Origin of the sequence: Bifidobacterium sp. AGR2158, from assembly GCF_000424225.1 — a bacterium.
GTDB lineage: Bacteria > Actinomycetota > Actinomycetes > Actinomycetales > Bifidobacteriaceae > Bifidobacterium > Bifidobacterium anseris.
This window is the reverse complement of record NZ_AUJM01000012.1, coordinates 144346-167368: the sequence shown is the minus strand read 5'-3', so window position 1 is coordinate 167368 and position 23023 is coordinate 144346. Positions and strand designations below refer to the sequence as shown.

The 23023-nt window shown below is 65.5% G+C and carries 21 protein-coding genes; 17 read left to right on the top strand and 4 right to left on the bottom strand.

Annotation, left to right across the window (positions count from 1 at the left end):
• Positions 1–70: 70 nt before the first annotated feature.
• The 3 genes from G606_RS0103375 to G606_RS0103365 all read left to right on the top strand — a co-directional run bounded on the left by G606_RS0103375 (position 71) and on the right by G606_RS0103365 (position 3802).
• The gene (locus tag G606_RS0103375; RefSeq protein ID WP_034523568.1) at positions 71–2065 is read left to right on the top strand and encodes an ABC1 kinase family protein; all 1995 of its coding nucleotides are present in this window, start codon (positions 71–73) and stop codon (positions 2063–2065) included.
• A gap of 136 nt (positions 2066–2201) precedes the next feature.
• Positions 2202–3269 carry a glycerophosphodiester phosphodiesterase family protein gene (locus G606_RS0103370; RefSeq protein ID WP_026644773.1) on the top strand — a complete coding sequence of 356 codons (1068 nt, stop codon included), beginning with the start codon at positions 2202–2204 and terminating at the stop codon, positions 3267–3269.
• Between the two features lie 68 nt (positions 3270–3337).
• Positions 3338–3802, top strand: coding sequence for a hypothetical protein (locus G606_RS0103365; RefSeq protein WP_155802750.1), 465 nt, complete (start codon positions 3338–3340; stop codon positions 3800–3802).
• A gap of 418 nt (positions 3803–4220) precedes the next feature.
• Here the strand turns inward: G606_RS0103365 and G606_RS09750 are convergent, their stop codons facing one another.
• Positions 4221–5159 (bottom strand): NAD-dependent epimerase/dehydratase family protein, encoded by a 939-nt coding sequence (locus tag G606_RS09750; protein WP_051198467.1) that lies wholly within the window; start codon positions 5157–5159, stop codon positions 4221–4223.
• A 232-nt stretch (positions 5160–5391) separates the two neighbouring features.
• Here G606_RS09750 and upp point away from each other — a divergent pair, with 232 nt between their 5' ends.
• Positions 5392–6033: a uracil phosphoribosyltransferase gene (upp, locus tag G606_RS0103355; RefSeq protein WP_026644771.1), complete on the top strand. Its 642-nt coding sequence runs from the start codon at positions 5392–5394 to the stop codon at positions 6031–6033.
• Between the two features lie 121 nt (positions 6034–6154).
• Here upp and G606_RS0103350 read toward each other — a convergent pair whose 3' ends face one another.
• The 3 genes from G606_RS0103350 to G606_RS0103340 form a co-directional block, all read right to left on the bottom strand.
• Positions 6155–6910 carry a hypothetical protein gene (locus G606_RS0103350; RefSeq protein WP_026644770.1) on the bottom strand — a complete coding sequence of 252 codons (756 nt, stop codon included), beginning with the start codon at positions 6908–6910 and terminating at the stop codon, positions 6155–6157.
• Complete coding sequence (locus G606_RS0103345; protein WP_442852238.1) at positions 6900–7955, bottom strand: NUDIX hydrolase; 1056 nt, start codon at positions 7953–7955, stop codon at positions 6900–6902. Before G606_RS0103345 ends, G606_RS0103350 begins: the two co-directional genes overlap by 11 nt.
• A 142-nt stretch (positions 7956–8097) precedes the next feature.
• Positions 8098–10335: an RNA degradosome polyphosphate kinase gene (locus G606_RS0103340; RefSeq protein WP_026644768.1), complete on the bottom strand. Its 2238-nt coding sequence runs from the start codon at positions 10333–10335 to the stop codon at positions 8098–8100.
• 826 nt (positions 10336–11161) lie between these two features.
• Here G606_RS0103340 and G606_RS0103335 point away from each other — a divergent pair.
• From G606_RS0103335 to G606_RS0103275, 13 genes are all read left to right on the top strand, one after another.
• On the top strand, positions 11162–12142 hold the full coding sequence (locus tag G606_RS0103335; RefSeq protein WP_231371396.1) for a septum formation initiator: 981 nt from the start codon (positions 11162–11164) through the stop codon (positions 12140–12142).
• Between the two features lie 16 nt (positions 12143–12158).
• Entirely contained in the window at positions 12159–13235 is a 1077-nt protein-coding gene (locus tag G606_RS09745) for a CpaF family protein (protein ID WP_081663977.1), read from the top strand.
• A complete protein-coding gene (locus tag G606_RS10670; protein ID WP_051198466.1) occupies positions 13171–13914 on the top strand; it encodes a type II secretion system F family protein in 744 nt (247 codons plus the stop codon). The genes G606_RS09745 and G606_RS10670 overlap by 65 nt, the downstream gene beginning before the upstream one ends.
• Before the next feature lie 12 nt (positions 13915–13926).
• Complete coding sequence (locus G606_RS0103320) at positions 13927–14481, top strand: type II secretion system F family protein (RefSeq protein ID WP_026644766.1); 555 nt, start codon at positions 13927–13929, stop codon at positions 14479–14481.
• Between the two features lie 224 nt (positions 14482–14705).
• Positions 14706–14942, top strand: coding sequence for a DUF4244 domain-containing protein (locus tag G606_RS0103315; RefSeq protein ID WP_231371414.1), 237 nt, complete (start codon positions 14706–14708; stop codon positions 14940–14942).
• A gap of 10 nt (positions 14943–14952) precedes the next feature.
• Positions 14953–15309, top strand: coding sequence for a TadE/TadG family type IV pilus assembly protein (locus tag G606_RS0103310; RefSeq protein ID WP_051198465.1), 357 nt, complete (start codon positions 14953–14955; stop codon positions 15307–15309).
• A 149-nt stretch (positions 15310–15458) separates the two neighbouring features.
• Positions 15459–15890, top strand: coding sequence for an Rv3654c family TadE-like protein (locus G606_RS0103305; protein ID WP_196799995.1), 432 nt, complete (start codon positions 15459–15461; stop codon positions 15888–15890).
• A gap of 173 nt (positions 15891–16063) precedes the next feature.
• Positions 16064–18640: a DNA polymerase III subunit gamma/tau gene (gene dnaX, locus G606_RS0103300; protein WP_026644762.1), complete on the top strand. Its 2577-nt coding sequence runs from the start codon at positions 16064–16066 to the stop codon at positions 18638–18640.
• A 23-nt stretch (positions 18641–18663) separates the two neighbouring features.
• A complete protein-coding gene (recR, locus tag G606_RS0103295) occupies positions 18664–19266 on the top strand; it encodes a recombination mediator RecR (RefSeq protein WP_026644761.1) in 603 nt (200 codons plus the stop codon).
• 184 nt (positions 19267–19450) lie between these two features.
• A complete protein-coding gene (locus G606_RS0103290) occupies positions 19451–20212 on the top strand; it encodes an aspartate kinase (RefSeq protein WP_026644760.1) in 762 nt (253 codons plus the stop codon).
• Between the two features lie 60 nt (positions 20213–20272).
• Positions 20273–20839: an ACT domain-containing protein gene (locus tag G606_RS0103285; RefSeq protein ID WP_026644759.1), complete on the top strand. Its 567-nt coding sequence runs from the start codon at positions 20273–20275 to the stop codon at positions 20837–20839.
• A 54-nt stretch (positions 20840–20893) separates the two neighbouring features.
• On the top strand, positions 20894–21964 hold the full coding sequence (locus G606_RS0103280; protein ID WP_026644758.1) for an aspartate-semialdehyde dehydrogenase: 1071 nt from the start codon (positions 20894–20896) through the stop codon (positions 21962–21964).
• A gap of 325 nt (positions 21965–22289) precedes the next feature.
• Positions 22290–22910, top strand: coding sequence for a DUF5701 family protein (locus G606_RS0103275; protein WP_026644757.1), 621 nt, complete (start codon positions 22290–22292; stop codon positions 22908–22910).
• Positions 22911–23023 lie beyond the last annotated feature (113 nt).

Below are 23023 nucleotides of genomic sequence, written 5' to 3'. Positions count from 1 at the left end.
GCGCCGCCGCGCGCGATGATGCAATGCGCCGCCTGAGGCGCCGAACCGAAGGCGGTGCATCGTCATGCCTATGAATCAGCATTCAGACCAGCACGGCAACGTGACGCCGGATGAGCTGCGCCGCTTCGCGCGGGAGGAACACCGCGACCTGCGCGACGAGGCGCGCGCCGAACGCCACGAGGAGCATGAGCAGGCGCGCGCCGCACGCGAACGGCAGCACGAAGCGCGCGTCGACACATCGAAAATCGTCGACCTCGACGCGAAACTACAGGATCAGGAGGCGCACGCCGACGGCGGCGACGCCGACGAGCCGCAGCGCGCACGTCTCCTCGAAGCGGAGGAGACGCAGGAGGCCGCGCACATCATCGAACTGCGCGACCAACTGCCGAAGGCGTCGAAGGACCCCGAGACGATCGGGCTGTTCGGCGCGCATCGCCGCTCCTTCGCCGACCAATACCATCTGACGCGCCGCAGCAAACTCAAGCGGCTGCACCAGATCGGCAAGATCGCGATGCAGTTCGACGCGCTCAAAGGACTGACACCGGTCAAGATGCGCCTGATGTTCGAAGCGCTCGGACCGACTTTCGTCAAAGTCGGGCAGATCCTGTCGATGCGTTCCGAAATCCTGCCGCAATCGTTCTGCGACGAACTGTCCAAACTGCGCGCCGACGCCGACCCGATGCCGTATTCAATCGTGCTCGAAACGCTCGAATCCGAATACCGCCGGCCGCTCGGCGAAGTGTTCCGCACAATCGACCCGACCCCGCTCGGCTCGGCCTCGCTCGCGCAGGTGCATCGCGCGACGCTGCTCAACGGCGAAGACGTCGCCGTCAAAGTGCAGCGTCCCGGCGTGCGCGTGACGATGGCGGAGGACGTCTCGATCATGCGCTCGCTCGCGCGCGGCGCGACGAAAATCATGCACAACGCGCAGGTCGTAGACTTTCAGGGCGTCGTCGAAGAACTGTGGGACACCTTCGACGAGGAGACGAACTTCCTCAACGAAGCGCGCAACCTGAGCGCCTTCAAACGCTTCTGCGACGGCTTCGCGTACATGGACTGCCCGACGCCGTACATCGATCTGTGCACCGAACACGTGCTCGTCATGGAATACATCGACGGCATCCCGATCTCGCATACGCGCGAACTGATCGACGACGGCTATTCACTCAAGGAAATCGGCACGAAACTCGTCGACAACTACGCAAGCCAGATCCTCGACGCCGGCTTCTTCCACGCCGACCCCCACCCGGGCAACATCGAAATTCGCGGCGGGCAGATCGTGCTGCTCGACCTCGGCATGACCGGACGACTCAACGCGTCGACGCGCGCCGCGCTCAAGCAGATGCTCTTCGCCGTCGCCAAACAGGATTCGGCACAGCTCGCCGACGCGCTGCTGCGCTTCGCCGGCACCGAAGCCGACCATACCGACTATCCGTCGCTGCTCGCCGACCTCGATGGCATCATCGAGGAATTCGGCACCGTGAATCTCGAGGACCTCGACCTCGCGCAGTTCCTCACGTCGCTCACGCAGATGGCACGCCGGCACGGCATCGAAATCCCCAGTTCGATCACGACGGTCGGTCGCGCGCTCGTGACGCTCGAAGGACTGCTCGACAAGTTCATCCCCGACGTCAACATGATCGAAATCATCTCCGAACACATCGAGCATTCGAAGACGAAGACGCAGACGATCAAAGACGAAGCCGAACAGCTCGCCATCGAAAGCCACGCGGCGTTGCACGGTGCGCTCAAATCGATGAGCGAGGCGAACGTCGCACTCCATATGCTCACGCGCGGCGAACTGCGGACGAACTTCGAACTCGTCGGCTCTGAGGAACCGCTGCAGCAGTTGTCGGACATGGTCAACAGGCTCACGATGGCGCTCATCGTCGTCGGTCTGTTCATCGGATCGTCGATCGTCTACTACGCCGGCATGAAACCGATCATCTTCGGTATACCGCTCGTCGGCTTCCTCGGATATGTCGTCGCATTTGTGCTGTCATGCTGGATCGTCATCGACATCTATCTCAAAGGGCGCGAACGGCGGCACCGAAAACACAAATAGGACGCGCGCGCCGGCCGTTCGCTGACGGCGCGTGTCGGCGCCGCGGCCGTGCACTAGGCTCGGAATCACTAGGCTCGGCGCAAGAAATAAATACGGAATCGATGAGGAATCGACGAAAAACAAACAAGGAGCAATCATGGCAAAGACGTTGAGGAACATCGTCATCGGCGCAGCGGCCGCCGCCGGCGCCGCAGTGTGGGCGACGGCGCCGCGCAGCTTCAGCAACCGCAGGAAGAACTACGTATCGTCGCTGCCGGAGGTCATGTACGCGCATCGCGGACTGCACGACGCCGGCTCGGGACTCAGCCAGCAGTACGCGGGCGAAAGCGGCGAATACGTGGCGCTCGCGCGGCGCATGGCGATGCAGGCGGGCTACGGCACGCCGAGCGAAGTCGGTCCGATCGCGCCGGAGAACTCGCTCGCGGCGTTCGCGGCGGCCGCCGAGGCCGGCTACGGCATCGAACTCGACGTGCAGCTGACGCTCGACAACAAGGTCGTCGTCGCGCACGACCCCGATCTGCTGCGCGTCGCCGGAGACCCGCGCAAGATCGCCGACCTCACCTACGACGAGCTGATGAGGATCGCGCTGTTCCCGACGGCCGCGCCGGGTGCCGAGACGTCGCCGCTGCTGCCGGGCGCGACCGCCGAGGATCCGGCGATCGTCAAGACGCCGGAGGAAGCGCCGAAGGGGTACTACCAGCATGTGCCGCTGCTCGCCGACGTGCTGCGCGTCGTGGACGGGCGTGTGCCAATCATCGTCGAATTCAAATTCGAGAACATGCGTGACTGGGGCAGCCGCGACGACACGCTGATGCAGAAGGCCGCCGATCTGCTTGACGCGTACAAGGGCGTCTATGCGGTGGAGTCGTTCAACCCGGCGGCGATGCACTGGTACAAGGAGAACCATCCGAACGCGTCGCGCGGACAGCTCGCCGAGGACGCGCCCTTCGGGGGCGCCGACCCGGTCGTGTGGGCGGCCGGCAAGCTCGCGTTCAACTGGATGAGCCGGCCCGACTTCATCGCCTACGATTACCGCAACGGCAACAGCAAGGCTCTCGCCTTCGCGCGGCGCATGGGCGCGCAGACGGTCGCGTGGACGGTGCGCAGCGAGCAGGAGCTCAACGCCTGCCTGCCGTACTTCGACCGTTTCATCTTCGAGGCCTTCGTGCCGGGAGAGACCCCGGCGAGCGCGCTGCAGCTGTAAGCTGCGGTGCCTGCCTGATGTGCGGCGTTTGGTGTGCGCGCGATGTATGTCGCGTGCACACTTCGCGTATGATGGTTGCTGGATGGCGGGGCGGTGCGGCTGAGGAGGTGCCGATGAAGCGCAAGAGGGTTCTCGCGGGGCTGATGGTGCTTGTTGTGGCAGTATGCGCATTGGCTGTGACCTATTGGGTTCTGCACCGAGAACGACCGAGCTCCGAGGTGCGGCTCTATGTCGTGAATCAGAATGGGCGGCCTTTGCCGGACTGTTTCATGTCTACCGCCCGCCGAGGATATGACGGTCCTGTCGCCCCCATTGCTGTAACCACTAATGCGCAAGGTGCCGTGAAATATGATATGTCCTATGGGACTTATGATATTGAAATATCATGCCCGGGCTATATCTATGGTGAAGCCCACGATAGTACAGCGGTGATTGAAGTCGATCAGCCTCGTATCGTCCGCAGGATTGTGATGCAGGGCGTGTCGGTGCCGACGTCGGGTGCGGCGGCGGTGGACGGGCTGCCGCAGCAGTGAGGCACAGCCGAAGCAGCTTGCGCTTGTAGGGATAGGGCGACGCGCCGGATGCGGATCCGGCGAAACCATGTACAATGGTATCCGCGTCGGGCCGTGCATAGCCCCGGGCTCCATTTTTTGCCGCTGCGAGCGGCCTTTGCGCCGACATGGCGCTTTCGCGGTCCGGCGCATCTCCTTGTCACCTGTTTCCTCTGTTTCCTCACGCTAGCTTTTGCTGCCGCTGGCTCCAGTGCGTCGTTCGGACGCGCGTCGCTGACGCTATCTGCGCTGAGGGAGAGCAACTTCTTCGAAAAGGCCAAGTATGGGGCTTGGCGAGGCGCGCAACGGTGCGGTTTTCGCAGTGCATACTCGGCATATCCGCCGAAGAGGCACTCCCTCAGCGCAGATACGGTGTTCGAGGCCCCGCGATTGGCGCCGGTCAGTGCACCGGCTGCAGATCCTTGGCGGCGGGGGCGAGGTGCAGGTCGATGTACTGCGTGTACGGATGCGTGTTCACCTGATCGGTGTGGCAGCGGTACCAGTCGTAGGACTCGCACAGGCCCTTGTCCAGCGGCGTGACGTCGGGCATGATCTTCTGCTGTGCATGCACGTCGAGGCTGTATTCGTACTCGTGGAACGGGAAGAAGTTGCGCGGCTCCACACCGTCGACGCTCGCATAGGTCGGCGTCTTGCCGACTGCGGCGTAGCACAGGTCGACCCATTCGCGCACGGTGACGCTGTCCGGATTGCCGACGTTGAACACATGTTGCGCGGGCTGCTCGTCGATGATCAGTTCGAGGAAGCGGCACAGGTCGCGGATGTGGAAGAACTGCAGCCGCATATCGCCGTTGTTCGGCAGATAGAAGCGACGGTCCTCGCGGGCGCAGTCGAAGACGAAGGCCTCGCGGTACAGGTTGTTCATCGGCCCGTACAGATACGGCGGGCGCACGATGTAGGCGCCGTCGACGCATTGGAGCAGTGCGCGTTCGGCTTCGATCTTGCCGGTGCCGTAGTCGCCCCAGAACATGTTGCGGCCGAGGCGCACGTCTTCGGCGAAAGGCTGCAGATTCGTCTCGGGGTAGACGGCGCTCGAGCTGATCATGATCGTCGAGTGGACGCGCGCATGTTCGAGGGCATGCGCGAGGTCGAGCACGTCGCGCGCGTTGTAGGCGGTTACGTCGATGACGGCGTCGAAACGTTCCCCGTCGAGCTGATGGCCCAGATCGTGGCGGTCCGCGACGATTGTGCGCACGCCGGCGACAGGCGGGTGCGAGCCGCGGTTGAGCACGGTGACGTCGTCGCCTATCTCCACAAAATACTTCGCGATGAAACGGCTCACAAAAATCGTTCCGCCCGTGACGAGGATGCTGCGTGTCATGCCTCGACCCCTCTCCGTGTTGTAGTCGATTGGTATGCGCCGCGTCCACCCTCGCGGGCCACATCGTTCGACAGTGTAGCGGCCCCGAACGGACGCGGCGTCGCCCTATCCGTCTGTTGAGATGGATGTGGTGTGGGGGCGTGCGTACTCTGTGAGCATAATACGGGGGAGAAGCGCGGATGGGCGGCGTGGCATGGCCGTTCGGCAGGGGTCGGGGGCTATGCTGGGAGGTATGGAATTGCATGTTTTGAATCATCCGCTCGTCGAGCACAAGCTCACCGTGCTGCGAGACAAGAACACCCCCTCTTCGACGTTCCGCGAACTCGTCTCCGAACTCGTCTCGCTCGAGGCGTACGAAGCCACGCGCAACCTTGCCGTTGTGGACAAGCCAATCGAGACGCCGGTCGCGCCGATGGTCGGCAAACAGATCGCCAAGCCGCGGCCGATCATCGTGCCGGTGCTGCGTGCGGGACTCGGCATGCTCGACGGCATGACGCGCATGATGCCGAGCGCCGAAGTCGGCTTCCTCGGCATGAAGCGCGACGAAGAGCATCCGACGCAGCAGATCACCTATGCGAACCGACTGCCCGACGATCTGTCGGGACGCCAGTGCTTCCTCATCGATCCGATGCTCGCGACCGGCGGTACGCTCGTCGCCGCGACACACTATCTGGCGGAGAAAGGCGCGAAGGACGTGACGGCGATCTGCATCATCGCGGCGCCGGAAGGCATCAAGTTCGTCGAGGACAACATCGATCCGAGCATCGACTTCCGCGTCGTCGTCTGCGGCGTGGATGAAGGCCTCAACGATCGCAGCTACATCGTGCCGGGTCTCGGTGACGCCGGCGATCGCCTCTACGGCGTCGTCGACTGATTCGGTCTCTGACCTGCGCGGGCGGGTGTCCCTGATTAGCGGGGCGCCCGCCCGTTTGCGTATGTAGGGCCTGAAGCGGGTCGGTTGGCCGATAGCGTCGAGGACTCGACCCGTAAATGGGCTACTCGAGGCGGCTGCGGCGCCACAGGTGGGCGCCGGCGCGCAGGTCGGCGGCCGTCGTATGCAGATTCGCGGCCGTGTGCAGCAGCTGGGCAGCCTTCGTGTGCGCGGCGCGGATGTCCTCGGTCGTGCCGACGGCCGACTTGTCCGGATCGGCCATCGCTTTCGCATGCGCGTTGAGCCGCTGCGCCTGTATACGCAGACCGGCGACGACGACGTCGACGAAAGTCGCGGCTCGTTCGAGCGCGACGGCGAAGTCGCCGCGGAACGCGCCTGCGAGAATCGAATCGGCGGTGCGGGCGATGTCCTCCTCGGTCGGTGCCGCGTCGATGCCGGCGATCGCCGACGCGGACGTGACGATCGGCTCGCCCAGCCTCCACAGTCGCGCGATCGAATCGCGGCGCCGCCGCATCCATGTGCGCAGCAGATACAGCCGCCACAGCACGCCGGGCAGCGAATCCGGCTCCGCGTGGCTCCATAGTTCGGCGATGACGTCGACGCCCTCATGGTCGACGAGCGTGAGCACGCGTTCGACGACCTGCGGATCCTCGGTCGTGTGGACATGGCTGAGCAGCGCCCACGCCGTCGCGTGACTGACTGCGCTGAGTTGTTCGGGGTCGACGCCGCCGGCGATGTTCTCGGCGAGCGCCTGATCGAGCTGCCCGGGGCGTGCGGGGCGCGGGGAGCCGGTGTGCGTGAAGGCGGAACGGCTCGCGATGATCGAGCCGGAGCCGCTGCGTTGCGCGTTAGTAGACAATCGGAGCCACTTTCTGGATGTCGATGATGCGCAGCCCGTCGTCGGTCGGCACGAGGAACATGGCGAGCGCGCTGCCGGTAGGCATGTATGGGGTCTTCGCGATGAGTCGTTTCGTCAATGATTTGCTCGCGCACATCGGCCGCAGATGGTCGAACATGCCGCCGATGACCGGTCGATGCATGCAGATCGCCATCGGATGGTCGCCGTGGACGGTCCGCTCGAGCTGCGCGAGGAATGCCTTCCATGTGCCGTTCGCGTCGCGCGCGTACGCGTCTTCGGTGAGCTCGGGGATGAACTCGACCGGCATGCCCGTCTGCCATGACAGCATCTGCATCGTCTGCTGGCAGCGCATCCACGGCGACGATGTGAGCCGCGCCGGCGCGTAGCAGGCGAGTTCGCGGTCGAGCGCGTAGGCGGCCGCCGCGCCGCGCGGCGTGATTGGGCGCGCCGCGTCGGTGCCCTTCCACTGTTTGCGCGCCTCGGCTTTCGCGTGCCGCACGAGCAGCACGGCGCTCGCGGCGTCGGCGTGCTCTTCGAGGCGATCGACGAACAGCGCGAGGATGTCCTTGTCGGTGGAGTGCGTCAGCGTTTTGCGCGCCTCGGGAACCGTCAGCCAGACGACGTCGTTGATTTCGCCGACGTCCGCGCGATGCACGGGGCCGAAGGCGGGCGCGAGCTGATGCGCGAGCGGACGGTCGATGACGGTGGCCATCCAGTAGAGCACATGCTTGCGCTGCCCGCTGTCCGGGCCGTCGTGCTTGTTGCGTGATTTGCGACCCTCCGCCGACAGTGGATAGTCGACTTCGCCCAGATACGGCCCGAGCGCGACGACCTGTCCGGTCTCCTCGCCGATTTCGCGCACCGCCGCATGCCGATGCGATTCGTTGTTCTCGAGTTTGCCTTTCGGCCAGCTCCAGTCGTCGTATTTCGGACGGTGCACGAGGCACACTTCGATCGGGCCGTCCGGCGCGCCGCCGCGGCGACGATAGAGGATGCCGCCGGCCGCCTCGACCACATGCTTGCATTTGCCACTCATAGTTCCCATTGTAGGAGGGGCGTCCGTTTTCACGGTCTGCGTGACGGGCGTGACAGATGTGTGATGTGCGCGTGCATACGGCGGGGCCGGTGCACGTTGACATGCACCGACCCCGCGTAATCGTGACGACTGTCGCCAATCAGCTGTGTGATCAGTTATGCGCGCTGGGGCGACGCTGATGCTTGCGGATCAGGTATTCCTGGCTGTCGACGAGCGGGCGACCGTCGGCATCCTTCGAATGGCGCACGTAGGTGCCATCGGACTGCATATGCCAGCTCGACGTCGAATCGGCCATCTGTAGATCGATGTACTTGATGAGTTCGTCGATCTGCTCGGGCACGGTGATGCGCACGAGCGCCTCGACGCGGCGGTCGAGGTTGCGGTGCATCAGGTCGGCGGAACCGATCCACACCTCCGGCCCGGAGATCGGGCCTTCGCCGATCTGCGGGCCGTCGGAGTTCGCGAACGCGTAGATGCGGCTGTGCTCGAGGAAACGGCCGAGGATCGAACGCACGCGGATGTTCTCGCTCAGTCCGGGCACGCCCGGCTTGAGCGAGCAGATGCCGCGCTCTACGATGTCGATCTTCACGCCTGCCTGGCTTGCGCGGTAGAGGGCGTCGATCGTCTTTTCGTCGACGATAGAGTTCACCTTGATCTTGATCCACGCTTCCTTGCCGGCGCGCGCGGCGTCCTCCTCGCGGCGGATGCGCTGGATGAGGCCGGAGCGCACGGTGCGCGGCGCGACAAGCAGACGATGGAAGCTCGACTTCGGCGCGTAGCCGCTCAGCTGGTTGAACAGGCGCGTCATGTCCTGACCGACGACGGGATCGCACGTGAGCAGGCCGAGGTCGGTGTACAGGCGCGCTGTCTTCGGGTTGTAGTTGCCGGTACCCACATGGCAGTAGCGCTTGAGGCCATCCGCCTCCTGGCGTACGACGAGCGAGAGCTTGCAGTGCGTCTTGAGTCCGACGATGCCGTAGACGACGTGCACACCGGCGCGTTCGAGCTTGCGCGCCCACGCGATGTTCGCGTCCTCGTCGAAGCGCGCCTTGAGCTCGACGAGCGCGAGCACCTGCTTGCCGGCGTGTGCGGCGTCGATGAGCGCGTCGATGATCGGCGAATTGCTCGACGTGCGGTACAGCGTCTGCTTGATTGCGAGGACCTTCGGGTCGGCGGCTGCCTGCGCGAGGAACGCCTGCACCGACGTCGAGAACGAGTCGTAGGGGTGGTGCAGCAGGATGTCGCCTTCGCGGATCGCCGCGAAGATGTCCTGCGCACGGCTCGATTCGACCTGCGCGATCTGGCGGTTCGTCGTCGGTACGAAGGGACGGAACTTGAGGTCCGGACGGTCGATGCTGCCGAGCTCGAAGAGCACCGTCGCGTCGAGCGGCGCGGGCAGACGATACACCTCCTCCGGCGTGACGCCCATCTGGTCGGCGAGCAGCTGGGAGAGGAATGGCGACGTCTCATCGGAGATCTCGAGGCGGATCGGAGGGCCGAAGCGGCGGCGCAGCAGCTCCTTCTCGATCGCGTTGAGCAGGTTCTCGGCGTCGTCCTCCTCGACCTCGATGTCCTCGTTGCGCGTCACGCGGAACGAACGCGCCTCCTTGATGATCATGCCGGGGAACAGCGTCTCGAGATGCGCGATGATCAGGTTCTCCATCGTGATGAAGCCGTAGCGCACTTCGTCGGAATCGTCCTCGGTCATATCGTCGACCGGCACGAGGCGGTTGATGTTGTCCGGGATCTTGACTCGCGCGAAGTGCGACTTGCCGGAGGCCGGGTTCTCGACGATGATCGCCAGGTTGAGCGAGTTGCCGGAGATGTAGGGGAAGGGGTGCGCCGGGTCGACGGCGAGCGGCGTGAGCACCGGGAAGATCTGCTGGCGGAAGTAGCGCGACAGGCGCTCCTGCTCGCTGATCGTGAGCTTGTCCCAGCTCAGCAGCTTGATGTTCTCCTTCGCGAGGTCCGGAAGGATGTGGTCGACAACGTAGTGGGCATGCTCGTCCTGCAGCTTGTGCGCCTGTTCGGAGATCGCACGCATCTGCTGGCGCGGGCTCAGGCCGGACGGGCTCGTCACGGCGATGCCGGTGTCGATGCGACGCTTGAGGCCGGCGACGCGGACCATGAAGAACTCGTCGAGGTTGTTCGCGAAGATCGCCGCGAAGTTCGCGCGTTCGATGATCGGGATGTCCTCGTCCTGGGCGAGTTCGAGCACGCGCTTGTTGAACTTGAGCCAGCTGAGCTCGCGGTCGAAGAAGCGGTCCGGCGGCAACGGCTGTTCGCCGCTGAGCGTCTCGCGTTTGTCGGTCTTGTCCGTCTCTGCGATATGTTCGGCGATCTGGCTGCGCAGAATCGCCTTCGAAGGTGCGTCAAAAATCTGTGCCATGCACACTACTCTAGGGGGTGGTGGCCGAGAAATCACTGGGAATGTCGAAAAAATCTGCTTTCGTTGCACAAACTTTACCTACGTCGGCGCGTGGGAGGGGCGTGGCGACGGCTGGCGTCGGGCTCGGAGGTCGGTTGGAGGTCGTTCGGACGGAATTGCGACACGCCGAGAGCGGTGTTCGAATGAACATGCGGACCTGTGGAATGGACAATATGGCTCGTTTTCGTGTTGCGTTCAGCGTCGCGTTGCACAAAACGGAAAAAATGCGAACATCGCGCCGAAGAAGGCTGTTCCGACTTGCGAAGCCGGATGAATCGAGCATAATTAGCAAGTACAAGAACAACTGAATAGCAGACCCACAAAAAGTATATGATCAGCAAGATTATTACGTTGGGCGGGTATTGGAAAGACTTACCGTTGCAACGATGAGGTTGTGCAGAGATTCTGCGCAGTTGGACTTGTGAGGGACCCACTTCGGTGGGTCCCTTTTTCATGTTCGATGGATGTTCGCTCCATGTTCGGTGCATGGTTGTGCGGGTTGACGGGCGTGCCGCGCGGCGCGCAGACACGCCGAGGGGACGCCGGCGGCGGCGAAAAGTCGGCGATTTCGGGTTGCGCGGGCGGTCGCTGCAGATGTTGTCATCCCTACTGCCGGGCCGATGTTCACAATGAGATGATTGCGTCGTTCGCACTCGGAGAAATGTGGATAACCGGACCGTCCGTACACATACCCCCGTCCGGATTGTGCACGGCGGAGTGTACGTCGTTCAATCGAGCCATGAACACATTGGCGATGATGCCTGCGTATGCAGATGGACAAGGGGCGATGAGCCGGCCGATGGCCGTGTTCAGCGCGTCCCGCAGCACGAACGAGCCGCAACGGTACTACATGCCGCCGCGGGGAGATTCCGGCGCGCAGCCGTATCGGCCGCGCCCGCAGGAGACGATGCGCCGCGCCGACGCGTGTCGCGAGGCGATCGAACTGTCCGGCGGCAACGTCATCACGGTGTCGTCGGCGAGCGGTGGCGCCGGCACGTCGACGATCGCCGCGCTGCTGGCGCGGTCGCTCGCCGTCCATCATGCGCCGGCGGCGCTCGTCGATGCGGACGTGCGCATGGGCGGTGGCGGTCTCGACGTGCTGCTCGGCATCGAACATGAACAGGGTTCGCGTTGGTACGACGTGCATGCGCCGCTCGGACAGCTGAGCGGCTCGGCGTTGTATCGGCAGTTGCCGAAGTGGGGCAGCGTGAAGGTGCTCGCCTACAACGCGTGGAACGGCGACGCGCCGAAGCCGTGGGAGCTCGACGCCGCCGTTCACGCGCTCGCCGCCTGCGACGAGATCGTCGTCGTGGACGCCGGGCCGGGCACGACAATTGCCGAATCGCCGACGCTCATCGAAGCGGCGCATGTCGTTGTTGTCGAACTGTCGGTGCTCGGGCTCGCGCGCGGCCGTGCGCATCTCGATTGGCTGGAACGGCAAGGTCAGGAAAGCGTTGACCGTCGGACGATGCCGCCTGGGCCGGGGCAACCTTCGCGGCCGGTCGCCGAACATCCGGGTGACGTCGTCGCCGTCATCGGCGTCGAACCGCATGGGCCGGCGCGGCTGCGCGGCGTCGTCGACGTGTCGGACGCGAAATCCTACCTCGGCAAGGACATCATCGGCACGATCCGCAACGACGCCAAGCTATGCGGGGACATCCTCGAAGGCCTCGGCATCCGCGCCGTGCCGAAACGCAACGCGCTCGTGATCGACAGGCTCGCCCAACAGGTGGAGCGCGTCTGCGACCTCAGTGGGACGCTGCGGTGAGGGTGAGGAGGATGTGATGAACATCGCTGCGTGCACGACGCTCGAACTCGGCCCGCTTGCCGCGCTCGGCGGCGACAGACGCATCACCGACATCGTCGTGACCTGCGACGGCGCCGTCTGGTTCGACGCCGGCCGCGGCATGCAGCTGGCGCACACGGCGATTCCGCTCGACGATCCGGCGGTGCTGCGCGACCTGGCCGTGCGATTGTGCGCGCAGCTGGGCGTACGGCTCGACGAGACGCAGCCAATCGCTGACGCGGCCGCCGACGACGGCACGCGTGTGCATGCCGTCATCGCGCCGATCGTGCCGCAGGGCGCGTCGATCTCCATCCGTTTCCCCGACCGCGCGCGTCCCGATCTGGAATCGCTCGCCGCGGCCGGCATGTTCCCAGCCCAATGGACGCCGATGCTGCGCATGCTCGTGCGCGCCAAGGCGAACATGCTCGTCTCGGGCGCGACCGGCACCGGCAAGACGACGTTGCTCAAGGCGCTGCTCGCCAGCTGCGAGCCGAACGAGCGGATCGTGACGGTGGAGGAGGTGCGTGAACTCGCCGCGGTGCCACATCCGCACGTCGTGTCGCTCATCGCGCGCGACGCGAACGTCGAAGGCGCCGGACAAGTCGGATTGCCTGATCTCGTCAAGGCGACGCTGCGCATGCGTCCCGACCGGATCGTCGTCGGCGAAGTGCGCGGCGAGGAGGTGGTCGACCTGCTCAGGGCGCTCAATTCGGGGCATCGCGGCTCGCTGAGCACGATCCACGCCGATGGCGTCGAACATGTGCCGTCGCGGCTCATCGCGCTTGGCATGCTCGCCGGCGTGGCACCGGACGCGCTTGAACGGCTCGCCGACGGCGCCTTCGATGTGCTCATCCATCTGGAACGCGTCGGCGGCAGGCGCCGCATCGCGCAGATCGGCATGCTCGACTGCCGCGACGGCAGATTGTGCGGTCGGCGCATCGTCGCGCGTGACGGATCGGGCGCGACGGTGACCGGTCCGGCTTGGTCCGATTTTCTAAGGAGGTGGTGCGATGCCGTGGGCGATGCTGGCGGCGGTGGGCGTGTTCCTCGCCGTGTTGCTTCACGAGGGTGTTGACGCGCGTCTCGGCTCTCTCGCGCCGCATGCGCATCGTGCGACGGATGACAGTGGGCGCGGCGGCGTGCTTGGCGCCGCTGTGCGTGGCGAGGGACGTGATTCTGGACGTCGTGTCGGCATCGGCGCGCAACTGGCGGGGCTCGCCGCAATGCTGCGTGCGGGGCGTGACGTGCACGCGGCCTTCGGCCGATGCTTTGCTGCGCAGGCGCATGCCGACGATCCGCAATCCGCGCGAGCCATGACGATGACCGATTGCAACGGCGACATCGACGTCGGACTGCTCGCCGGCGCGCTGCGCGCGAGCGCGCTGCCGGGGGAGACGGCGGCGGAGATCCGGCATGCCTCGCATGGCCTGCGCGCCGCCTGCCGTCTCGGCCTGCGTCTGGGTTGCCCGACGGCGCGCTGCGTCGAGGCGGTGCGTGCCGCGCATGTGCGCATCCATATGCGCGAGGAGCTCAGGCGCAACGCCTTCGCCGTGCCGCAGTCGACGGTGAAGATGCTGCTCGGGCTGCCGGCCGTCACCGTTGTCCTCGGCGAGGTGCTCGGTGCCAACCCGATCGGTGTCCTCTTCGGCTCCTGGCAGGGCATGTGCTGTCTGGGACTCGGTGTCGTCTGCTATGCGCTCGGCGCCGTGTGGATGCATCGACTCATGCGACGGACGGGGGTGGATGATGACTGACGGGAGCAGGATATGGGTGACGGATGGGCCTGGTGCGCGGCCGTCTGCGCGGGATTCGCGGTGTTCGCGGCGCTCGCCGAACCATGTGTTGGTGTCCGGCTGCGCGCACTGCCCGGCCGTGTGTGCGAGGACTGGGTGCCGAGTGCGCCGCTCGTGCTGCAGCTGTTGGGCGCCGCGTTGGAAAGCGGCGCGTCGATTCCGCATGCGCTGCGTGCGGTCGGCACATGTTGTGCTGGCTCATGCGCCGAAGCGTTCGCCGCCGTCTGTGACGAACTGTCGGCCGGCGCGTCCTGGGACGACGCATGGACCTGTGCCGCCGACGATCCGCAGATCGCCGACGTCGCCGCGACGGTGTGCGCGACGCTGCGCGAGTCGTGGAACGAAGGCGTCGCCGCCGGCGATCGGATTGACGCGACGATGGAGCAGCTCGAGACGACGGAGCGTATGGAGATCGAACGGGCCGCCTCACGGCTTTCGGTGCGGCTATTGCTGCCGATGGGGCTGTGCTTCCTGCCCGCGTTCCTGTGCATCGCCGTCATCCCGACGATCATCTCCTTCGCGCAATGAGTTGATTGCGCGATGAATCGATTGCGCGATGAGTTGATCGACGCGTTTCATGTGAAACACATCAGTCACGTGAAACACGCGACCGCCCATCGACGCGGCGATCAACGAACAACCAAAATCAACAAACACGACAACCACAACCTACAACAATCAAACACAAGCGAACAAAGGAGTTGGCAATGCAGAACATGATCTCACTCGATGACGGCATCGGCATCGACACGATGGACACCGGCCGGCCGTTGCACGATATCGGCCAGCGCATGACGCGCGCCGCCGTCATGCTCGACTCGAGGATGCGCACGCTGACCGCGCAGCCGGAGGAGGGCGCCGCGACCGCCGAATACGCGGTCGTGCTCGTCGCGGCCACCGGCTTCGCGGCGGTGCTCGTTGCGCTGCTCAAGTCGGACGTGATCAAGACGCTGCTGACGAACATCGTCAAGAAGGCGCTGAGCGTCTGAGAGGTGCGGCATGCGACGTCTGTGGAAACGACTGCGCGCGTGGATGTGTGGCGATGACGACGGCGCGGCGACGGCGGAGTTCGCCGTTGTGCTGCCTGTCGTCGTTGTCACGGCCGCACTGCTGCTGTATCTCGCGCGTGCGAGCGTCACGCAGATCTCGTGTCAGGATGCGGCGGCCGACGTCGCGCGCGCCACGCTCGTCAGCGACGACGGTGTGGCCGCGCCGGCCGGCGTGCAGGTGGCGGTCGCCGACGGCGGCGACCGCATCACCGTCACGACGACCTGCCGTGTGCTCGCCGATCCGCTCGGCGTATTGCCGGCGACCGTGCACGGCCGCGCCGTCGTTGTCAAGCAGGATATGTCGTGAACAACGGTGTGAAACGGGATCCGCGAGTGCGCGCAACGCGCGACTGCGGCGTGCGGTGGAAGAACGACGGTCGCCGATGACGACAGTGATCGGTGATGGCAACGATGACGGTCAACGATGACAACGATGGGATGGGAACGATGACGAGGATGGGTACACGCGCTCTGGCGTGCAGCGCGGGGTTCGTCGCGCGGATGAAGCGCGGTATTGCGCGGTTGCGGCGTGAGAATGTGCGGCGTGAGGATGAGGGTTCGGCGACGGTCGTCGGCGTCGCGCTCGTCGTGGCGGCCGCCGTGCTCGTCAGCGCGTTGGCCTGCGCCGGCGACATCGTGCTGCGGCAGTCGCAGGCGCGCACGGCGGCGGATACGGCAGCGCTTGGCGCCGCCGCCGCGCTGTGGCGAGGCGATGGCACGCCGTGCGCGGTGGCGGCGTGGCTGAGCGACGCGAACGCCGGGAATCTGCAGCGCTGTGAGGTGGTTGGCGACGATGTCAGCGTCAGCGTGCATGTGCCGACCGACGTGCCCTTCGTCGACCATGTGACGGCGGATGCCCGTGCCGGGCCTCGTCCGTGTCGCAACTGATGGCCCAGATGGGTCCCGCAGGTCGGGTGGAACCGGAGAGTCGGGAAAGTCCGGCGAGTCCGGCGCAGGCATGCGTCGCGGCGGGGTCGCAGGCGGCCGGCTCGGGTGAGCAGGCTGTACCTTAGAAGAGCAGTGAACAGCGAGGCAATCGCGATCGAGAAACGGGAAGCAACATGGCATTAGCGCTTTATCGCCGGTATAGGCCGGACACGTTCGAAGGCGTCATCGGGCAGGATCAGGTGACGCTGCCGCTCATGCGCGCGCTCGACGAACACAAGCTCACGCACGCGTACCTGTTCTCGGGGCCGCGCGGATGCGGCAAGACAAGCTCGGCGCGCATCCTCGCCCGCTGCGTGAACTGCGTCGAGGGGCCGACCTCCCATCCCTGCGGGGTATGCGACAGCTGCCGTGATCTCGCGACCGGCGGCCCGGGGTCGATCGACGTCGTGGAGATTGACGCGGCGAGCCACAACGGCGTCGACGACGCGCGCGAACTGCGCGAGCGCGCCGGCTTCGCGCCCGCGCGCGACCGCTACAAGATCTTCATTCTCGACGAGGCGCACATGGTGACGCCGCAGGGATTCAATGCGCTGCTCAAGATCGTCGAGGAACCGCCGGAGCATGTCATGTTCATCTTCGCGACGACCGAGCCGGAGAAGGTCATTGGCACGATCCGCTCGCGCACCCACCATTATCCGTTCCGCCTCGTGCCGCCGGAGACGATGGGGCCGTACCTCGAGAAGATCTGCGAAGAGGAGCACATCGAGACCGAACCTGGCGTGCTGAGGCTCGCGATGCGCGCTGGCGGCGGTTCGGTGCGCGACACGCTGTCCGTGCTTGATCAGCTGATGGTCGGCGCCGTCGACGGCGACATCACTTATGATTCCGCCGTCGCGCTGCTCGGTTTCACACCGGATGTGCTCATCGGCGCCGCGATCGACGCCGTCATCGATCACGATGGCGCGAAACTGTACGACGTCATCCAGAAGGTCATTGTCGGCGGCTACGACGCACGCCGATTCGTCGAGGATCTGCTTGCGCGCATCCGCGATCTGCTCGTGCTCACGCTCGGCGGCGAACGTGCCGAACGTGTGCTCAGCGACGACGCGGCCGCCGAGGATCTCGACGATCTGCATCGGCAGGCGACGGCGCTCGGTTTGGCGACGCTGACGGCGATGGCCGAGGAGACCGACGAGGCGTTGACGCATATGGCGGGGGCGACGTCGCCGCGCATGCGTCTCGAGCTGCTCGCCGCGCGCCTGCTCGCAGGCCGCGAGACCGGATACGCCGCGCTCGGCGGCAATGAGGCGCCTGTGGCCGCCGCGGCCGATCCGACGAAGCCGGCGACCGGCGGCGGATTCATCGGCTCCGACAGCGGTAGCAGCGCGCAGTCCGCGCATGCACAGTCGACGCCGCAGCACGCGGCGACGGTCGGGCAGCCGGGCGCGCAGGCGATGCAGTCTGCGCCATCGATGCAGAGTGCGCAATCGACGCAGGGTACCCAATCGACACAGGCAGCACAGCCGATGCACGGTGCGCAGCCCGCGCAGCCTGCGCCGAATGCGCGCGAACAGGCGCATCAGTCGAAGGAACAGCATGCGATGGATGCGGCGACGGCGGCGATGCATGCGGCCTCCCAGGCGCAGCGGCTCGCCGAGGCCGGATCGCAGCCGGCGCCGCTGAACGGCACGCCGGACGAGCTGTGGGACGGCCTCGTGGCGTCGCTGCCGGCCGATGTGCGCGCCTATGTGGACCGCACAAAGGTGCCGCGCATCAAATTCGCTCCCGACAGGCGCACCGGCGGCCGCAAACTGATGATCAAGTTCGGCACGCCGATGGACAAGTACGCGTTCGCGCTCGCCGTGAGCAGGGAAAGCGTCGACGGCAGGACCGAGGTCACCGACATCCTGCGCGCCGAAGTGCACCGCGTCTTCGGCCCCGACGTGCGACTCGCGCCGACGCCGACGATGGAGGACGGCCAGACGGCTCCGCCGTTCAAGCATCTGCCCGCCGACCAGCAGCAGCGCATCAAGGCGCAACTGGCGAAGGAGAACCTGCAGGCGACGCTCAAGGCGCAGCTCGGTCGCACGCCGGGCGCGCAGGATGCCGCGCAGCCGTCCTCCAGCGACGACGTGCAGGCTGCCGACGACGCCGTTCATCGAGGCGTGCCCGCAGCGCATCCGGCCGATTACGATCCTTGGGCGAGCCCCGCGCCAGCCGATGCGCCGTTCGCGGCGGCGAATTCAGCACCGACTCCGTCCGTCCCGCCCGCCACCGCTCAGCCGACGATGTCGGCTGGGACGCAAGAGCCGCCGCAGCCGCAGGACGCCGGCGCGCATGCGCCGTTGACGACTCCGTCGCCGAACGGGGCGGCCGCGTCGATGACCGAGGCGGGCATCGACCCGTGGGCCTATCGTGACGACGAGCCGGCGCATATCGATTTCAGCCGCGTATCGTCGATCGAACAGCAGGCGGCGCAGGCACACCACGAGCAGACGACTGCGCCGGCCGATCCGTGGGGACAGCTCGACGACGCCGCACCGGCCGCCGCAGCCACGGACGCGCAGAGCACGCAGTCCGCGCAGCCGCAGGTCGACCCGGAGGAGGATGAATACTCAATCGACGACGAATCGCTCGCCTCATCCCAGACGATGAGCCTCGACGAAGTCAAGGAATTATTCGATGTGAAGTCTGTTGAAGAATTCGCGGCGGATGACCCGAGGAACCCGCGCAATCAGCAGGAGCGCTGAACGGCACGCCGAGGAAGGAAAGCATGGCATTGGCATACGACGGCGCGATCCAGCGCCTCATCGACGCGTTTGCGAGTCTGCCCGGCATCGGGCCGAAAGGCGCGCAGCGCATCGCGTTCTACGTGCTCGGCGCGCCGGACGACGAAGCGCAGCGGCTCGTCGAATCAATCACCGAAGTCAAGCAGAAGGTGCGGTTCTGCGACGTGTGCGGCAACGTCTGCGAGACGAGCCCGTGCGCGATCTGCGCCGACCCGCGCCGCGACCGCAGCACGATCTGCGTCGTCGAGGAGCCGAAGGACGTCATGAGCATCGAACGCACGCGGGAATACCGCGGGCTCTACCATGTGCTCGGCGGCGCGATCAATCCGATGGCCAACGTCGGCCCGAACGACCTCAACATCGCGCAGCTGCTCAACCGGCTACAGACCGACGAAGTCAAGGAGATCATCGTCGCGCTCAACCCGAACATCGAAGGCGAGGCGACGACGACGTACCTGAGCCGTCTGCTCATGCCGCTCGACGTGAAGGTGACGCGTCTGGCGAGCGGACTGCCCGTTGGCGGCGACCTCGAATACGCCGACGAAATCACGCTGTCGCGCGCCCTCGAAGGACGCCGCGAGGTCTGAACGCCCCCACGCCACGCACATGGCCTCCCGCAAGCGCCAACCAGGGCGTTTCGTATTCTGGGAAGGCGCCTCGGCGTCGTGCGGGCGCGTTCATATAATAATCGAGCTTCCTGCGTACACTGGGCACAGTCGCGGGTCCCAATGCGTACAACAAGACAGACAACACAGAGAAGATTGGATAGTTGTGGCTCTTATCGTGCAGAAATACGGTGGTTCGTCCGTCGCCGACGCCGACTCGATCAAGCGTGTGGCACGACGCATCATCGAAACGAAGAACGCCGGCAACGATGTGGCGGTCGTCGTCTCCGCCATGGGCGACACGACCGATGACCTCATCGACCAGGCGTTGAGCATCGACTCCGATCCGCCGGCCCGCGAAATGGACATGCTGATGACCGCCGGCGAGCGCATCTCGATGAGCCTGCTCGCGATGGCGATTCACGCCGCCGGCTCCCACGCCTACTCGTTCACCGGCTCGCAGGCCGGATTCATGACCGACGCGCAGTTCGGCGCCGCGCATATCCGCGCAGTCAAGCCGGACCGTGTGCGCCGCGCGCTCGACCTCGGCAGCGTCGCGATCGTCGCCGGCTTCCAAGGACGCAACGAACGCGGCGATGCGACGACGCTCGGCCGCGGCGGCTCCGACACGTCCGCCGTCGCGCTCGCGGTGGCACTCGACGCCGACATCTGCGAGATCTACACCGACGTGGACGGCATCTTCACCGCCGACCCGCGCATCGTGCCGACCGCGCGCCGCATTCCGTCGATCGGCTACGACGAGATCCTCGAGATGTCCTCATGCGGCTCGAAGGTGCTCGCGCTGCGCTGCGTCGAATACGCGCAGCGTTTCAAGATGCCGCTGCATGTGCGCAGCTCGTTCTCCCACCGTTCCGGAACGCTCGTCGTTCCCGACGGCGTCGATCCGAGCACGCTGCCGAACGTCTGATTTCGGCGACCGACTTCCGACCAACCCAACCACGCAACACCCACGGAGAGCAAAAGAACCATGAATGAGCACGAAGACAAGTCGATGGGCGATCTGTTTCCCGACCTCGGCCAGGAGACGCCGATCATCTCCGGCGTCGCGCATGACAGCAGCGAATCGCTGGCGACCGTCCGCGGCGTCACCGACGAACCGGGCATGGCCGCCCGCGTGTTCGAACGTCTCGCCGAAATCGGCGTGAACGTTGACATGATCGTGCAGGCCGGCGCTTCGACCGGCACCGCCGACATCTCGTTCACCGTGCCAGGCAAGGATGCGCAGCGCGTGCGCGAGGTGCTGATCCAGGAGCAGGACAACCTCGGCTACAACTCCTTCGACCTCAACCCGAACGTGGGCAAGGTGGCCGTCGTCGGCGTCGGCATGAAGACGCACTCCGGCCTCGCCGCGCGCTTCTTCAAGGCGCTCAGCGAAAAGGGCATCAACGTGCTGATGATCTCGACCTCCGAGATCCGCATCGCCGCGCTCGTTCCGCTCGACCAGCTCAACGAGGCCGTCAAGGCGCTGCACACGGCGTACGGGCTGGACGCGCAGAAGGTGGAAGCCGTCGTCTACGGCGGCACCGGACGCTGATGGCGAGACAAATACAAACCCAACGGCAGAACTGCACAACTAAGGAGCCGGCAAATGGTACAAATCAACGAACGTGGCGTCAACGTGGCCGTTCTGGGCGCGACCGGACAGGTCGGCATGGTCATGCGCCGTGTGCTCGACGAACGTGACTTCCCGGTCAAGGACCTGCGTTTCCTCGCATCCGCGCATTCGGCGGGACAGGTGCTCAACTGGCGCGGCCACGACATCACGGTGGAGGATGTGGCGACCGCCGATCTGAGCGGCATCGACATCGCGATCTTCTCCGCGGGTGGCGGCACGTCGAAGGTGTGGGCACCGAAGTTCGCCGAAGCCGGCGCCTACGTCATCGACAACTCATCGCAGTGGCGTATGCATGACGATGTCCCGCTCGTCGTTGCCGAAGTCAACCCGGATGATCTTGACGAAATCCCCTCCGGCATCGTCGCCAACCCGAACTGCACGACGATGGCGATCATGCCGGTGCTCAAGCCGCTGTCCGACGCCTTTGGCCTCAAGCGACTCATCGTCAGCTCCTATCAGGCCGTCTCCGGTGCGGGCCGCGCCGGCGTCGAACAGCTGATGAACGAGGCGAAGGCCGCTGTCGAGCAGGGCGCTGACAAGCTCGTCTTCGGCGGCGACGCGATCGATTTCCCGGAGCCGACGAAGGTCGCGCGCACGATCGCGTTCAACGAGGTTCCGTTCATCGGCGACATCGTCGATGACGGCTCGGAGGAGACCGACGAGGAGCAGAAGCTGCGCAACGAAAGCCGCAAGATCCTGCACCTGCCCGACCTTAAGGCGTCGTGCACCTGCGTGCGCGTCGGCGTCTTCACGTCGCACGGCATGAGCGTCAACGCTGAATTCGAGCAGGATGTCACGCCGGATCAGGCGCGCGAGGTGCTCGAGCAGGCGGACGCCGTTGAACTCGTCGACATCCCGACCGCGCAGCTCGCGGCAGGCAAGACGCCGAGCTTCGTCGGCCGCATCCGGCAGGACCAGGCCGTCGACGGCAACAAGGGACTCGCATTCTTCGTGACGAACGACAATCTGCGCAAGGGCGCGGCCCTCAACGCCGTCGAACTCGCCGAAATCGTCGCGAACAAGCATTTCGCCGATCAGCTCTGAGAGCAGCTGACGGACGGATAGGCCACAGCAGAGGCGCACGTCGTATGGCGTGCGCCTCTTTCGCGTTTTGTGTGAGCGGGGATGGTCGGCCGATGTTCGCAGACAGCTGCGACTGGTTCGGGTGCACTTCGCGGCGGGACCGTTCACTAAGGAGGGTGCCAGCGATTGGTTCGGGTGCAGAGTGCGGCGGCACCGTTCGCTAAGAGGGCCGTTTGCGATTGGTTCGGGTGCAGAGCGCAGCGGAACCGTTCGCTGCAGTCGGCGCCGCGGCCGCCGGCGCGACCTCGCGCCATGCGCGAACAGGCGGCGGGCTATGCTGGGAAGCATGTCAAAGGCATCGATCACCGCGCAGCAACAGTTGGACCGCATCGTCGCGCTGGGATATCCGGACGTCGCCGACATGAGCGACGCATCGTTCCGCGCGCTCGCGCAACCGCTCATCGCCGCGCTCGAGGACAGTAATCTAGGCGAGGACATCCTGCTCGTGCCGACGCGCGAGCTCGTCTCCCCGGAATCGCTGATCGCGCGCACGAGCATCAACCGCATGGCCGGATTCACGACGATGCCGCCGCGCGATATCGCGAGTTTCCTGCCGACCGATGGTTTTGAACCTCCCGAGGGGCCGTTCTACCTCGTCATCGAGCCGCATACCGGCACCTGCTACGTCAACCGCGAGCCCGACGTGGCGCGCAAGCTCATCGAATCGGACGAGCGTATCCCGTTGACGCTCGAGGAAGGGCTCGCGATTGCGACGCAACATCCGGAATGGCTGCTCGAGAAGAACGGCTTCAACCTGCTCGGCTCCCGCAGCGCGGACGGCCGCGTCCCGAGCATCTGGATGAGCCAGAACGCGCCGCGTCTGGGCGCCGTCTGGCCGAACTCACGGCACACCTGGCTCGGCAACGCCTACTGCATGGCGCGCCGCGGCGTCAACCTCATCAATTGATCCGGGCCGGATCGGCGAATCCGCCGATCACCCTCCTTCACCGCGCCGCCTATACCTGAAGAATGTAAACAAGCTGGGGAAAATGGCCGGATTGTGGACGTTTCTCCACGATT

What these genes read in the sequence shown, in the direction of transcription:
- G606_RS0103375 (WP_034523568.1), top strand. Translation starts at nt 71, where the DNA reads ATGAATCAGCATTCAGACCAGCACGGCAACGTGACGCCGGATGAGCTG.
- G606_RS0103370 (WP_026644773.1), top strand. Translation starts at nt 2,202, where the DNA reads ATGGCAAAGACGTTGAGGAACATCGTCATCGGCGCAGCGGCCGCCGCC.
- G606_RS0103365 (WP_155802750.1), top strand. Translation starts at nt 3,338, where the DNA reads ATGATGGTTGCTGGATGGCGGGGCGGTGCGGCTGAGGAGGTGCCGATG.
- G606_RS09750 (WP_051198467.1), bottom strand. Translation starts at nt 5,159, where the DNA reads ATGACACGCAGCATCCTCGTCACGGGCGGAACGATTTTTGTGAGCCGT.
- upp (WP_026644771.1), top strand. Translation starts at nt 5,392, where the DNA reads ATGGAATTGCATGTTTTGAATCATCCGCTCGTCGAGCACAAGCTCACC.
- G606_RS0103345 (WP_442852238.1), bottom strand. Translation starts at nt 7,955, where the DNA reads ATGGGAACTATGAGTGGCAAATGCAAGCATGTGGTCGAGGCGGCCGGC.
- G606_RS0103340 (WP_026644768.1), bottom strand. Translation starts at nt 10,335, where the DNA reads ATGGCACAGATTTTTGACGCACCTTCGAAGGCGATTCTGCGCAGCCAG.
- G606_RS0103335 (WP_231371396.1), top strand. Translation starts at nt 11,162, where the DNA reads ATGAGCCGGCCGATGGCCGTGTTCAGCGCGTCCCGCAGCACGAACGAG.
- G606_RS09745 (WP_081663977.1), top strand. Translation starts at nt 12,159, where the DNA reads ATGAACATCGCTGCGTGCACGACGCTCGAACTCGGCCCGCTTGCCGCG.
- G606_RS10670 (WP_051198466.1), top strand. Translation starts at nt 13,171, where the DNA reads ATGCCGTGGGCGATGCTGGCGGCGGTGGGCGTGTTCCTCGCCGTGTTG.
- G606_RS0103320 (WP_026644766.1), top strand. Translation starts at nt 13,927, where the DNA reads ATGGGTGACGGATGGGCCTGGTGCGCGGCCGTCTGCGCGGGATTCGCG.
- G606_RS0103315 (WP_231371414.1), top strand. Translation starts at nt 14,706, where the DNA reads ATGGACACCGGCCGGCCGTTGCACGATATCGGCCAGCGCATGACGCGC.
- G606_RS0103310 (WP_051198465.1), top strand. Translation starts at nt 14,953, where the DNA reads ATGCGACGTCTGTGGAAACGACTGCGCGCGTGGATGTGTGGCGATGAC.
- G606_RS0103305 (WP_196799995.1), top strand. Translation starts at nt 15,459, where the DNA reads ATGGGTACACGCGCTCTGGCGTGCAGCGCGGGGTTCGTCGCGCGGATG.
- dnaX (WP_026644762.1), top strand. Translation starts at nt 16,064, where the DNA reads ATGGCATTAGCGCTTTATCGCCGGTATAGGCCGGACACGTTCGAAGGC.
- recR (WP_026644761.1), top strand. Translation starts at nt 18,664, where the DNA reads ATGGCATTGGCATACGACGGCGCGATCCAGCGCCTCATCGACGCGTTT.
- G606_RS0103285 (WP_026644759.1), top strand. Translation starts at nt 20,273, where the DNA reads ATGAATGAGCACGAAGACAAGTCGATGGGCGATCTGTTTCCCGACCTC.
- G606_RS0103280 (WP_026644758.1), top strand. Translation starts at nt 20,894, where the DNA reads ATGGTACAAATCAACGAACGTGGCGTCAACGTGGCCGTTCTGGGCGCG.
- G606_RS0103275 (WP_026644757.1), top strand. Translation starts at nt 22,290, where the DNA reads ATGTCAAAGGCATCGATCACCGCGCAGCAACAGTTGGACCGCATCGTC.